The 12,680-nt window shown below is 69.2% G+C and carries 13 protein-coding genes; 9 read left to right on the top strand and 4 right to left on the bottom strand.

Annotated features, from left to right (window positions below; translation table 11 throughout):
* Nucleotides 1-885 precede the first annotated feature (885 nt).
* Entirely contained in the window at nucleotides 886-1,401 is a 516-nt protein-coding gene (locus tag ACQ0O7_RS44580) for a hypothetical protein (protein ID WP_430792001.1), read from the bottom strand.
* A 363-nt stretch (nucleotides 1,402-1,764) separates the two neighbouring features.
* Here ACQ0O7_RS44580 and ACQ0O7_RS44585 point away from each other — a divergent pair, with 363 nt between their 5' ends.
* From ACQ0O7_RS44585 to ACQ0O7_RS44625, 9 genes are all read left to right on the top strand, one after another.
* A complete protein-coding gene (locus tag ACQ0O7_RS44585; RefSeq protein WP_430792002.1) occupies nucleotides 1,765-2,256 on the top strand; it encodes a GNAT family N-acetyltransferase in 492 nt (163 codons plus the stop codon).
* On the top strand, nucleotides 2,257-2,895 hold the full coding sequence (locus ACQ0O7_RS44590) for a uridine kinase family protein (protein WP_430792003.1): 639 nt from the start codon (nucleotides 2,257-2,259) through the stop codon (nucleotides 2,893-2,895).
* Between the two features lie 92 nt (nucleotides 2,896-2,987).
* The gene (locus tag ACQ0O7_RS44595; RefSeq protein ID WP_430792004.1) at nucleotides 2,988-3,668 is read left to right on the top strand and encodes a DUF1684 domain-containing protein; all 681 of its coding nucleotides are present in this window, start codon (nucleotides 2,988-2,990) and stop codon (nucleotides 3,666-3,668) included.
* 16 nt (nucleotides 3,669-3,684) lie between these two features.
* Nucleotides 3,685-5,178, top strand: a complete 1,494-nt coding sequence (locus ACQ0O7_RS44600) for an ABC transporter substrate-binding protein (RefSeq protein ID WP_430792005.1) — start codon at nucleotides 3,685-3,687, stop codon at nucleotides 5,176-5,178.
* Nucleotides 5,178-6,134: an ABC transporter permease gene (locus ACQ0O7_RS44605; RefSeq protein ID WP_430792006.1), complete on the top strand. Its 957-nt coding sequence runs from the start codon at nucleotides 5,178-5,180 to the stop codon at nucleotides 6,132-6,134. The genes ACQ0O7_RS44600 and ACQ0O7_RS44605 overlap by 1 nt, the downstream gene beginning before the upstream one ends.
* A gap of 8 nt (nucleotides 6,135-6,142) precedes the next feature.
* Nucleotides 6,143-6,943, top strand: coding sequence for an ABC transporter permease (locus ACQ0O7_RS44610; RefSeq protein WP_430792007.1), 801 nt, complete (start codon nucleotides 6,143-6,145; stop codon nucleotides 6,941-6,943).
* Entirely contained in the window at nucleotides 6,940-7,722 is a 783-nt protein-coding gene (locus tag ACQ0O7_RS44615; protein WP_430792008.1) for an ATP-binding cassette domain-containing protein, read from the top strand. Before ACQ0O7_RS44610 ends, ACQ0O7_RS44615 begins: the two co-directional genes overlap by 4 nt.
* The gene (locus tag ACQ0O7_RS44620; RefSeq protein ID WP_430792009.1) at nucleotides 7,719-8,465 is read left to right on the top strand and encodes an ABC transporter ATP-binding protein; all 747 of its coding nucleotides are present in this window, start codon (nucleotides 7,719-7,721) and stop codon (nucleotides 8,463-8,465) included. Before ACQ0O7_RS44615 ends, ACQ0O7_RS44620 begins: the two co-directional genes overlap by 4 nt.
* A 96-nt stretch (nucleotides 8,466-8,561) precedes the next feature.
* A complete protein-coding gene (locus ACQ0O7_RS44625) occupies nucleotides 8,562-9,554 on the top strand; it encodes a heme-binding protein (RefSeq protein ID WP_430792010.1) in 993 nt (330 codons plus the stop codon).
* 41 nt (nucleotides 9,555-9,595) lie between these two features.
* Here the strand turns inward: ACQ0O7_RS44625 and ACQ0O7_RS44630 are convergent, their stop codons facing one another.
* From ACQ0O7_RS44630 to ACQ0O7_RS44640, 3 genes are all read right to left on the bottom strand, one after another.
* Nucleotides 9,596-10,492, bottom strand: coding sequence for a hypothetical protein (locus ACQ0O7_RS44630; protein ID WP_430792011.1), 897 nt, complete (start codon nucleotides 10,490-10,492; stop codon nucleotides 9,596-9,598).
* Between the two features lie 76 nt (nucleotides 10,493-10,568).
* Nucleotides 10,569-10,880: a hypothetical protein gene (locus ACQ0O7_RS44635; RefSeq protein ID WP_430792012.1), complete on the bottom strand. Its 312-nt coding sequence runs from the start codon at nucleotides 10,878-10,880 to the stop codon at nucleotides 10,569-10,571.
* An 8-nt stretch (nucleotides 10,881-10,888) separates the two neighbouring features.
* Nucleotides 10,889-12,680: Hint domain-containing protein (locus ACQ0O7_RS44640; RefSeq protein ID WP_430792013.1), on the bottom strand; the 1,792-nt coding region annotated here is incomplete at its 5' end.

Here is a 12,680-nt window from a genome sequence, read left to right on the forward strand (position 1 = left end):
CGCCCTCCGCCTGGCCGGCCGCACCGACATCACCGAAGCAACCCGCTGGGCCAACCGCGAAATGACAAGGCCATTCACCATCCTCGGCCTCACCGGATGATGTTGAAACGACCGTGACTGCGCTCTTCGGAGCGAAGGAACCGTTAACTCAGGCGGGACGCCTTCAGTATTGGGTGGGACAGGGGAATCCGCATTACAGGGACCACTGGTACTCGACGCCGATGGAGCAGGAGAAGCCGCCACCCTCAGTGCCGAACCAGCCGAGTAGTCGTCGGTGCCGTCTCGAATGTCTTCGCCCACCCCAACGCTGAACCGCCGGCGCCGCATTCTCCGGTGACCGAGCCGGCGTCGTCGAAAGTTCCCGTGCTCTCCGAGTAGCCGACACCGGCACCACACCGGCGATTTTCAACCAGAAGCGCTGATGTGTTAGCAGCTTTTATAGTGTCGACGCAACAAGGTGACGAAATTCAACGGTTCCGCATCGCGGTTGACTTGGTGTAGGAGTTTCGGTTCGAGACGGACGGCCACGGTTCCACCCAGAAGTCACGGAGGCCCATATCGGCAACAGGCCGAATCAAATGACCGAGTTGACACTGATCTTATGGTCGGAGCAGCACGCAATAACGGTGTGAGCCGCTTCCGTCCACATCATCGAGCACGTGCAACAGCGCTCGGACGTCTGGCGTGACACCATGAGTTGGTGGACAAACGGATGCGGATGTGGTGATTGGGGATGTCGACGGCACCCTGATTCCGGCGGATCTTCGCCGGCTGCGGCGAGCTGTGGCGCAGACCTACGACATCGATGAACAGGCCGTGAGGTTTCCGGACAAGAAGGTTCACCGGTGCCATTCTCGCGCTCCATCACGTGGAGTACCGACCTACTCAGGATGAAAACGGCTCAGTACGGTCGAGGTCGGTTGCCAGCAATTCCCGGGCCGAGGCCATCGCGGCCCAGAACCGCTGGTCATCGGGCCACATCCGCCGGCCCATCCGCTCCAGGTGGTGGTAGGCCCCGTCGAGATCGCCGGTCCGGAATCGGGTGAACAGCCCGACCGCGTACCCGCTGGGCACTCCCCGGACCACGTCCACCGCGGCATGCAGCCTGCTCAGCACGATCCGCTGCCGCTCGTCGAGGACCGCGTCGGGCCGGAAATATCCGTGCCGGGTGAGCAGGTCGGCGCCGTCGGCCTCCTCCCCCGGTTCCAGAAAGTCCCACAGGTCGTCGAACTCCCGGATCCGCCGCTCCGCCTCCTCCGGCGTGGCACCGCACGCGACACACACGGCGATCGCCGCGTCCCGGGGTTCGGCACCCCCGTTCCACAACCCGAGAAAAACGTCCCCCGGAAGCTCCCCCGCCGCCAGCCGCCGTCCCACCTCGAGGGGGTCAGAATCGGTCACCGTTCGGCCGCCCGCCGGAGAGTGCCGGCCGCCTGGGTGCCGGCCGCCTGGGTGTCGGCACAGCGCAGGATCACTTTGAACGGCACCGGCTCGTGCCGTCTGCTGGTCTTGAAGTCCGCCAGAGCCCGGGCCGCCCGCCACAGGATGGCGAGGAGCGTCGCCAGGTATGCCGATTCGTCGGCCAGAAGGCGTTTTCGATGACGACCAGATAGCGGTCGGCGGGAAGCCGCCCCGGTTCCGGAAAGAGCGATCCGACGCTCACCGCCGGATCCCAGAACCCCTGGTCGGTCACGGTTGTCGTTTCCTTCCGGTCAGGGCTAAACCGATTGCGGTACGGGCGGGCCGCCGGTGATCATGACCGCCGTGACCGTACCCTTCCCGTCCGTACTGACCGTTCGCCCCCTGACCGCCGGTGACGCCCGCCGGATCGCCGGGTGGCGTTACGACGGGCCGTGGCGGATCTACGACCCCCGCCCGGAGACCGGACTGCTCAGTGACCTGCCCGGCTACCTCGCCGTCGCGGGAGCCGACGGCGGCCCGCTGGTCGGATTCTGCTGTTCCGGGCCGGAGGCGCTGGTGCCGGGCCTGGCCGTCGAGGAGGGTGTGCTCGACGTCGGCGTGGGTATGGATCCGGCGATGGTCGGGCGGGGCAACGGCGCCCGGTTCGCCGCCGCGGTGCTGGACCACTACCGCACCACGACCGGCGCCCGGCGGTTACGGGCGGTGGTGCAGTCCTGGAACGAGCGCAGCCTCCGGCTGACCCGCTCGGCGGGTTTCACCCCGGCCGGCGAGCACGTCTGCGAGCAGAACGGCGAGCAGGTCAGATACACGGTGGTGACGACCGGGACGGTGTGAATGCGCCTGCACGAGGGTGAGATCGAGGCGGCCGGCTGGCGGGTGGCAACACTCCTGGAGACGGTCGATCGACTGCGCGCGGCGTCACCGGGTGTGACCGGACGCCCCCGGTTGATCGCCGTCGACGGCCGGGGCGGCGCGGGAAAAACCTTTCTGACCCACCGATTGTGTACGGCCGGGCAGGGCGATGCGGTCGTCCACACCGATGACATCGCCTGGCATCACGCCTGTTTCGACTGGTGCGCGCTGCTGGCCGAGCACGTGCTGCGGCCACTGCACCGTGGCGAGGCGGTGGACTTCCGCCCGCAGGCGTGGGCCGACCATGGCCGACCGGGTTCGATCACCGTCCCGGCCGGTGCGGGCATCGTCTGGATCGAGGGCACCGGTGTGATCCGCGCCGAGCTGTCCCAGTGGCTGGACGCCTCGATTTACGTGCAGGGTGACCTGGACGAGCAGGAGCGCCGCCTGACCGCCCGGGACGGCGACTCCCCGGAGCAGCGCGCCCACGTGGCGGCCTGGCTGCGTGAGGAGCTGCCGTTCCTGCTGAGCGAGCGCCCGTGGTCGCGCGCCACGATGGTCGTCGCCGGCACTCCGGTGCTCCCGCACGATCCGGAGACCGAACTGGTCGTCGCGCGCTGACCGGGTGGTGTGACCACCGTGACCATGGCCTTAAAACCTACCGTCGGGCTAGGGTTAGCGGAGTCAGCATCAAGATCAACATTGAGGTCGTCATGACACTCACCACCGCCCAGGAGCACAGCGACTGGCAGCGGGCCCGGCACCGCGCGGTCACCGCTCCCACCGGCAACCTGGCCCTGATCGAGACCCGCTGGGGCGCCACCGACCCGGACGCCGCCCTGATCGGGCAGCCGTCCACGGTCACCGCCACCCGCCTGACCCGCCGTGACCCGCACACCGGCGCCGAGCAGCACGGCATCCGCCTGTGGGACGCCGCCTCCGACGCCATCCAGCACTTCCAGGGCATCGACGCGTTCCCGTACGACCCGGCCTGGGTCCTGGAAGGCCGTTATGTCGAGGTGGCCGCCGAGCGCCGGGTGCCGTTCCAGCACGCCCAGGACACCGGCTTCACCCGCGACCTGCCGGTGCCCGGCGACCTGCACGTGACGGTGGCCGGCCGGGACTACGTGCTGAACGCGTTCGACGACGACGGCACCCTGCTGCTGGTCTTCGGCGACCCCACCAACGGCACCCAGACGTACGGCGCAGGGCGGTTTTTGATCGTCGAGCGCCGGCCGTTCACCGACCGGGCGGTCCTCGACTTCAACCGGGCGTTCGTCCCACCATGTGGATTCTCCGAGCACTACAACTGCCCGATGCCGCCGCCGCAGAACCGCCTCGCCGTGCCCGTCCCCGCCGGCGAGAAGCTCCCGCTCTTCCGACAGCCCCGCTGAAATCCGGAGTACCACCGTGCGCAAACTGACAACCGCCCTGGCAGCGCTGGCCCTCGTGGGCACGCTGGCCGCCTGCGGCAACGACGCGGACAGCGCCGCGACCAGTCCCGACCAGGCGATCATCCAGGTCGGGTCGGTCTACGAGCCGCAGAACCTGGACAACACCGCCGGCGGCGGGCAGGGCGTCACCGAGGCCCTCAACGGCAATGTGTACGAGGGGCTGTTCCGGCTCACCGACACCGGCGCCGTCGAACCGCTGCTCGCCAAGGACCAGAAGGTCAGCGACGACGGCCTGACCTACACCTTCACCCTCCAGCCGAACGTCACGTTCCACTCCGGCAAGGCTCTGACCTCGGCCGACGTCAAGGCCAGCGTCGAGCGGGTGACCGCGGAGAACTCGAAGTCGGCCCGCAAGAGCAACCTCGCGGTGATCAAGTCGATCGCCACGCCGGACGACGCGACAGTCGAGTTCACCCTGTCCAGCCGGTCCATCTCGTTCGTCTACAACCTGTCGTACATCTGGATCGTCAACGCGTCGGCCACCGACCTGACCACCAGCACCGACGGCACCGGGCCCTACAAGCTGGGTGAATGGAAGCGCGGCTCGACACTGTCGCTGACCCGGGCCGACGGCTACTGGGGCACGCCCGCGAAGAACGCCGGTGTGGTCTTCCACTACTTCACCGACGCGACCGCGCTGAACAACGCGCTGATCACCAACGCCGTCGACGTCGTCACCAGCGAGCAGAGCCCGGACGCACTGGCCCAGTTCGACGGCAACGCCGATTACAAGGTCAACAACGGGCAGTCGACCACCAAGCTGCTGCTGGCCTTCAACGACCGGGTCGCGCCGTTCGACAAGGTGGCCGTCCGGCAGGCGGTCAGCCAGGCGATCGACAACAAGAAGCTGCTCACCTCGATCTGGGGCGAGTACGGCACCCTGATCGGCTCGATGGTCCCGCCCAGCGACCCCTGGTACGAGGATCTGACCGCGGTCAACGCGTACCACGTGGAGAACGCCAAAAAGCTGCTGGCCGACGCCGGTCTGGGCGGCGGATTCACCTTCACCATCGACACGCCCAGCTACGACCCGCACCCGACGGCGGCCACCTTCATCAAGAGTGAACTGGCCAAGATCGGCGTCACGGTGAACATCAACACGATCACCGCCGACGAGTGGTACACGAAGGTCTACCAGAAGCGCGACTTCCAGGCGACGCTCCAGGAGCACGTCAACGACCGGGACGTGGTCTGGTACGGCAACCCCGACTTCTATTGGGGGTACGACAACAAGCAGGTCACCGAGCTGGTCACCAAGGCCGAGCAGTCGGCCACCGCCGAGGAGCAGACCACCCTGCTCAAGCAGGCCAACAAGATCATCGCGGAGGAGGCGGCCAGCGACTGGCTGTACCTCTACCCGCAGATCGTGGTCGCCTCGTCGAAGCTCTCCGGCTACCCGGTCAACGGCCTCAACGCCCAGTTCTTCGCGTACGGGATCGTCAAGAACTGATGCTCGCCTACCTGCTGCGCCGGACCGCGATCCTGGCCGGGTCGCTGTTCGGCGCCGCGGTGGCGCTGTTCGTCCTGCTCCGGCTCCTGCCCGGCGATCCGGCCAACGCCCTGCTCCCGGTCGGTGCCACCGACGAGCAGATCGAGGCCGCCCGGCGGGAACTGGGCACCGACGCGCCACTGCTGTCCCAGTTCACCGCCTGGCTGCACGACGTGGCCACCCTCGATCTCGGCAAGTCACTGGTCAGCACGCTGCCGGTGGGCCCGGAGATCGCCGGGCGGCTGCCGGTCACCATCCCGCTCACCCTCGCCGCGTTCACCCTGGCCGTGCTGATCGCGGTGCCGGTCGGGGTGCTGGCCGCGGCCCGCGCCGACCGCTGGTACGGCCCGGTCATCAACGCGATCGCCCAGCTCGGCATCGCGGTCCCGGCGTTCTGGGTGGGCCTGCTGCTGGTCACCCTGTTCGCCCTCAACCTGCGGCTGCTGCCCGCCGGCGGGTTCCCACCGGACGGCTGGGCCGACCCGGGCGCGGCCGTCGAGTCGCTGATCCTCCCGGTCGTCACGATCGCGCTGGTCATGTCGGCGTCGCTGATCCGCTACGTCCGCGCCGCCACCCTCGACGTGCTGAACGCCGACTACCTGCGCACCGCACGGGCGCTGGGCGCGGGCCCGGTCGAGGCGTTCGCCCGGCACGGTGTCCGCAACGCCGCGATCCCGGTGATCGCCGTCCTGGCCATGGAGCTGGCCACCACCTTCCTGGGAGCCGTCGTGGTGGAGAGCGTGTTCGCACTGCCCGGCCTGGGCGGGATGCTGGTCCGCGGCATCAGCCAGCACGACTACCCGGTGATCCAGGGCATCATGCTGGTCAGCACCGCGACGGTCCTGCTGGTCGGCTTCCTCGGCGACCTGGCCCAGCGCCTGGTCGACCCGCGCCTGACCCACCGGGCCACCTCATGAGCCGCCTCATGACCCGCCGCTCCCTGCACCTCGCCGTCGGCCTGCTGCTCGTGCTGACCGTGGTCGGGGCCGTCCTGCTGTCGTACGTCTGGCTGCCCTTCGCCCCCGAAGACACCTCCGGTGGGCGCCTCGCCCCACCCGGCGGCGACCATCTGCTCGGCACCGACAAACTCGGCCGGGACCTGTTCACCCAACTGTTGATCGGTGGGCGGATCGCGATCGGCACCGCCCTCGGCGCGGTCACCGTCGGCGGGCTGATCGGGGTGACCACCGGGCTGCTCGCCGGGTTCGCCACCCGCTGGCTGGACGACGCGGCCGCCGTCATGCTGGACATCCTGATCGCGTTCCCGACCCTGCTGCTGGCCATGCTGATCGTCGCCGGCGCCGGGGCCTCCCTGTTCACCGCCGTGATCGCGATCGGTCTGGCGATGGCCGCCGTGGTCGCCCGGCTGACCCGGGTGCTGGTCAAACAGGTGCTGTCCCGCGACTACATCACCGCCGCCCGGGTCGCCGGGATCTCCTGGCCACGGATCGTCGCCGACCACGTGCTGCCGAACATCGCACCCACCCTGCTGGTCAACCTGGCCCTGCAGGCCGGGCTCGCGGTCCTGGCCGAAGCCAGCCTCTCCTACCTCGGGCTCGGCACCCCACCGCCGAACGCGTCCTGGGGCCGGATGCTGTACGAGGCCCAGGCCACCGTGCTGACCGCGCCGGTCGCCGCACTGGCACCCGGCATCGCCCTGGTCGTGCTGGTGATCGGGGTCAACCTGACCGCGGACGGCCTGCGCACCTGGAGGGACACCCGATGAACCTGCTCGACGTCGACGGCCTGACCATCCGAGACACCACCGGCAGGGTCCTCGTCGACGACGTGTCGTTCCAGGTCCGCGCCGGGGAACGGGCCGGCCTGATCGGCGAGTCCGGGTCCGGCAAGTCACTGACCGCCCTCGCCGTGACCGGACTACTACCCCGGGGCCTGACCGCGACCGGCGAGATCCGGCTCGACGGCGCCGACATGATCCGGGCGCCGCGAGGCCGGGGCGATGTCGCGGCGGTCGTCTTCCAGGAACCGCTGACCGCCCTCGACCCGCTGATGACCGCCGGAAAACAGATCGCCATCCCGATCCGGCGATTCCAGGGACTGCGCGGCACCGCGCTGCGCACGGCGGTGGCCGACGCCCTCGACGCGGTCCGGCTGACCGACACCGAACGCATCGCCGGCTCGTACCCGCATCAGCTGTCCGGTGGGCAGCGCCAGCGGGTGGCCATCGCGATGGCGCTCGCCTGCCGGCCGCGGCTGCTGATCGCCGACGAGCCGACCACCGCGCTCGACGTGACCGTACAGGCGGAAGTCCTTGATCTGTTGAATCATGTCGTCACCGAGCGGGAGACGGCACTGCTGTTCATCACCCACGACCTGCCCGTCGCCGCCCGCGTCGTCCAGGACACCCATGTGCTGCGCAACGGCCGGATCGTCGAGTCCGGCCCGATCGCCCGGGTGATCGCCGAACCCGGACACCCCTACACCCGTACGCTCGTCGACAGCGCCCGCCGCTTCGACGCCGCACTGCCCCGGAGCCGGCCATGACCGCACCCATCCTCGCCGCCGAACGGGCCGGATTCACCTACCGGCAGTCCGCCGCGCCGGCACTCACCGACGTCAGCCTGCGGGTCGACGCCGGCCGCAATGTGGCCCTGGTCGGCGAGTCCGGGTCCGGTAAGACCACCCTGTTGCGGTTGCTGCTGGGCCTGGCCAGACCCACCACCGGGACCATTCGGTACGAGGGCAGTCCACTCACCCGCACCAACCTGCGCCAGTTCCGGCGGGCCGCGCAGGCGGTGTTCCAGGACCCGTACTCCTCGCTGGACCCGCGCCAGCGCATCGCCCGCATCGTCGCCGAACCACTACGCGGCCTGGGCCTGGACACCGACCCGGCCCGGATCACCGAAGCCCTGGACGCCGTCGGTCTACCGGCGGACACGGCCGGCCGCTACCCGCACGAGTTCTCCGGCGGCCAGCGCCAGCGCATCGCCATCGCCCGCGCCATCGTCGGCCACCCCCGCCTGCTGCTGGCCGACGAGCCGGTCAGCGCCCTCGACCTGACCACCCGCGTCCGCATCGTCGACCTGCTGGCCTCGCTGTGCGCCGAACGCGACCTGACCATCCTGCTGGTCTCCCATGACCTGGGCGTCGTCGCCGAACTGTGCGCCCACACCGCCGTCCTGGAACGAGGCCGCCTGGTCGAACAGGGCGACACCACCGGCGTGCTCGGGGCGCCGTCCCACCCGTACACGATGCGGCTCTTGAACAGCGTCCCCCGCCTGCCGTGACCGGTGGCAGGTATCAGGCGGGCGTCAGCGCGCTCCTCTGATCGAGCGGCCGGAACCACCGGCCGCCGTCGGGGGAAAGGCGACACCGTGAGTCCTGTGGACATCGCACGTCTGGAGCGTGAAGGACGTCATCTTGAGCCGGCGCGCACCGGCGACCCGGATCTGGGGCCGTTCACGCTGCTGCCCGGCACCTGGGCGAACCTGCCCGGCCTGCCCGGACGCGGCTGGAACATGATCGCGCTGCCGTTCGTGCCGCCGCCCGGTGTGGGCGGGCCGCCGTTCCGGCTGCTGGTGAACCAGTTCAACGAGGAACTCAAGTTCCAGCTGGTCGACAAGGCGGTCCCGAACCGTGGCGTGAACCTGAGCGTTCCGGAGAACACCGACCAGCTGGTCGTGACGATCGACTACGAGCAGGCGATCGCGCAGATCGCCGCCGACGACTTCCCGGTGAGCGGGCTGGCCGGGCCGGCCGACCTGCCGATCCACCACGAGCCGGGACTGTTCCTCCACATGACCAACCAGACCGGCGGCGGCCCGACCATCGCCCGGCTGGCCACCATCCCGCACGGGGACGCCGCCCTGGCCATGGGCGACTTCCAGGTGCTGACCGGGGCCCCGAACATTCCGCAGGTCAACGCGCTGCCGATCGGGGTCAGCCAGGACCTGGACAGCCGGTACCTGGCCGCGTACCGGCACTACCACGACAACCCGTTCCTCGGCCTGTTCGACCCGACCGACCCGACCGCGCTGCTCAACGTCGCCAATCAAGGCGTCAACATCGTCCGCACCACGGTCCTGGAATTCGACACCACTGTCGAGCACGGCGGCATCAACAACATCCCGTTCATCGTCAAGCAGGCCAACGCCTCCGAGATGAAGGCGACCTTCTTCATCCAGGAGGTCGAGGACGAGCAGGGCCGGATCACACTGCGGCTCCAGTACGTGCAGGTGGTCCAGCTCGACTTCTTCCCCCGTCTGGACGGCGGCCCCGGCCGGATCAAGTGGCCGCACGTCAGCATCAACACCATGGAGAAGGTCTCCCAGCACGTCGACACCACGTCGTACGCCCGGATGCCGGGCCGGTCCTGACCCGTCCGCGGGGGACGGATCACGTCGTACGGTGCTCGCCGTCAGATCTGATAGGCGCCCGGCGCGATGGCAGCCGCTGTCGTGCCGGGCGTCCAGGCCAGCATCCCGAGCCCGTCGACGGTGGCCTCACTGCGGCGCACACCTCCGACGATGTCGATGCTCATCTCAGCGGCCACCGTTCGGGCGGTGCAGGCGAAGGCGAAGGCGTCTCTCTGTTCCGGGGTGCCGGCGGTGCCCGAAGCGTCGAGGTGGCGGCGCTCCACTGGTAGGGGCTGGCCGATCGCCCAGGCCGGATCGGTCTCGCTGTAACGCCGGACGGTGCGGCCGGACCGGGCGATCAGCCAGTCCGATTCGTCGCCGTACTCGGTGAGGGAGAATGCGTGCGCCTCGCCGTACCGCTCGCTGAGCCGCTCGACCAGCCGCCGCACCTCCGCACCGCGCTCGCCGGACTGCGGATCGCACCAGCCACCGGCGACGACGGTCCACCCGTTCAGCTGCGGGGTGACGAACAGCAGGCCACCGGGACCGGCGATGTCATCGGAGACCACCGTGTCGGCCAGGACGAACGTCGCAGGTCGCGCCGGGATCAGCCCGAGAGCCGCCATGATGCCGCGCTGATCGCCGCCCCGGACGCATATCCACGCGTCCCAGCAGAGACTGACGTTCAGGAACGGCTCCACGGGTGCCTTGATACGCACCAGACGCTCCGCCGCGGCCAGGTCAGCGGGATCCAGCCCCGCCTCACCAACGATGTTGACCAGCACCTCGAGCGCGGCGGCACGGAGCCGGCCGGGGCCCTGCCGCCGGATCCGCCGCAGGGTGGGAACGAGAGCCGGTCCTCGCTGGATGAGCCGCCCCAGGAGAGTCCGGTACTCGCTCTCCGGACGACCACGGAGTCCACTGAGCTCGACCTCCACATCGGCGCCGCTGTCCGTCACCCTCGCCCCTCGCATCGAACTACCGAGGTGAGGGTGCACCGAAATGCACCCGCACCCCGGGTCAGGTTCGAATGTTCTAGTCGCGCTGGTCACCCGGCCGCGGACCAGCGCGGACCGGGATGTAGTCGGGCGCGGTCTCCGGGACATCCGGATAGCGGACGCTGCCCTCGGTCACCCACCAGTTGCTCACAAATTCGGTGGGGTTCTTGTGCTCGAACACCGCCACCAGGCCGAGCAGGGAAATCGGATTGTCAGCCCAGAAGTCCCAGCCGTCTCGCTGAGCACAGAACGTGTCACGCCCCCGGTCGTACCAGACGGAGAACCCCTTCTGCTCCAGAACCGCGATCGCCGTCGTATAGACATTCACGTGTTCACTCAGCGTCGGCATTCCGCCCCCTATCCTTTCCACATGGGTTTCATCGCGTCGTAGGGGATCAACCCGACGAACAGAACCTCCTCGGCACGCCTCGCATCGCGCACCACCTTCGAGTCGCGACTTCTCTTGGCGGCCTGCATGACATTATTGTGATCGATATACCGGGCCCCACCAGCGATCGCCTTGTCGATATCGATTTCCACCATTCCCTGGCCTGACGCGAAGCGTTCGCTTGCTCCCTCGGTCAGCGAGGCCGAGATGTGCTTGGTCGGGCGGCCCGCGATGTGGTCGATGATGGACCCGCCGGTGCCATGAGGCTCCAGGCCCTGGCGCTTGTCGAAGCGTACCCGGTCGTCATAACTCAATTGCCGGTAGACCTTGCGCTTGCAGTTGGCGTTGTGGACCAGAACCGGCGTTTCGCCGGCCATCACATAGTAGGTGTGGATCTCGGCGACGGTGACATTGTGAACTCGGGTATTCGCGGCTCGATGACCGATAGCGGAGATCTGCACGTGGGTGCCGTCGCCGGTCCGCAGCCACTGCTGAGGCGACAGTCGTTCGGCGTCCACCCAGGCGGAGAGCGCCGGAACCCAGAAGGGATGGTTGTGCGTCGCGGTGACCATCGCGGTTTCGGCACCGCGGTCGCCGTCGGTGTCGATGGTGATGTCGATCAGCTTCTTGTCGCCATCACCGATGATGGTGGCGGTGACGGGCCTGGCAGAGGTCGAGCCGGTGAGTGGATCGGTAGCGGCGACCATGTCACCGATTCTCAGCTCTTCGATGGGTCGGGTGCCGCCATCGGCGAGCAGGACGGGCGTACCCGGCAGGAAGCTGTTCTTCCGATCGTCCTCGTCGCAGGAGTCCGCACCCCTGGACTCCTTCTTGAGACGCCGGGCGAGTTCCAGGAGCAGGTGGCGCCGGTTTTCGGCGTTCTTGATCTTCTTGAGGAAGTTGATGATCTTCGGGAGCGCTTTGACGATCTTGTAGCCGGCGCGGACGGCTTTGATGCCGCCGATCAGGCCGGCCAGGCTCCAGAGGCAGGCTTCGACGTTGCCGTCCCGGAAGCAGCGGACCAGGTCGCCGGCGCCGGACAGTTCGTAGAGCAGGTCGGCGGCTTCGGCCTGGAGGAAGTCGAGGACGCTGAGCCCGGCATCCGCGTGTGCCTGGCGCAGTTCGGCCTGCTGTTCGGGGGTGAGGTATTGCAGCAGGTCGGGGTCGAGCGGGTCGAGCGTTGCGCCGGCTGCGGCGTCGGCGATGGCCTGGGCCTGCCGTTGGCGTTCGGCTTCCTCGGCGCGGTCGGCGGCCCGCTGGGCGTCGGCGGCGTGTTGCAGGGCGTCGCTCGCCGCCTGGGCGGCACCCTCGACGTGCTGCTGCGCGCTGTCGGCCGCGCGGCGAGCCGATGCGGCGTCGGCTTCGGCGGCGGTGGCGGCTTGGTGGGCGGCTGCGGCGTCGGCTTCGGCGGCGGTGGCTGCCTGGCCGGCGCGGTCGGCGTCGTCCTGGGCGTCCTGGGCGCTGCGTCCGGCGGCGTTGGCGTCACTGGCCGCGGCGTTGGCGGCGGCACGGGCCGCGGCGGCGTCGGCACGGGCCTGCGCGTCGTGCCGGGCCGCGTTGGCTGCCGCGAGACGGGCCGCGGCCCCCTCGGCGGCGGCCTGAGCGGCGGCTTGTTTGGCCTCGGCCGCGGACTGCGCCGCGTCGGCGGCCGACGTGGCGGCTTTGGCGGCTTCCTCGTAGGCGAATTTGACGTGTCGTTCGGCTCGTACGGCGGCCTCGCCGGCGAGTCTGGCCGCTTCCAGGGCCTCGGTGGCGCGGGCG

This window comes from Actinoplanes sp. G11-F43, assembly GCF_050589265.1.
Classification (GTDB): Bacteria; Actinomycetota; Actinomycetes; order Mycobacteriales; family Micromonosporaceae; genus Actinoplanes.

Excerpts from the sequence above, each read along its gene's own strand:
- ACQ0O7_RS44590 (WP_430792003.1), top strand. The coding sequence starts at position 2,257 with ATGCGCCTGCACGAGGGTGAGATCGAGGCGGCCGGCTGGCGGGTGGCA.
- ACQ0O7_RS44595 (WP_430792004.1), top strand. The coding sequence starts at position 2,988 with ATGACACTCACCACCGCCCAGGAGCACAGCGACTGGCAGCGGGCCCGG.
- ACQ0O7_RS44605 (WP_430792006.1), top strand. The coding sequence starts at position 5,178 with ATGCTCGCCTACCTGCTGCGCCGGACCGCGATCCTGGCCGGGTCGCTG.
- ACQ0O7_RS44610 (WP_430792007.1), top strand. The coding sequence starts at position 6,143 with ATGACCCGCCGCTCCCTGCACCTCGCCGTCGGCCTGCTGCTCGTGCTG.
- ACQ0O7_RS44615 (WP_430792008.1), top strand. The coding sequence starts at position 6,940 with ATGAACCTGCTCGACGTCGACGGCCTGACCATCCGAGACACCACCGGC.
- ACQ0O7_RS44620 (WP_430792009.1), top strand. The coding sequence starts at position 7,719 with ATGACCGCACCCATCCTCGCCGCCGAACGGGCCGGATTCACCTACCGG.
- ACQ0O7_RS44635 (WP_430792012.1), bottom strand. The coding sequence starts at position 10,880 with ATGCCGACGCTGAGTGAACACGTGAATGTCTATACGACGGCGATCGCG.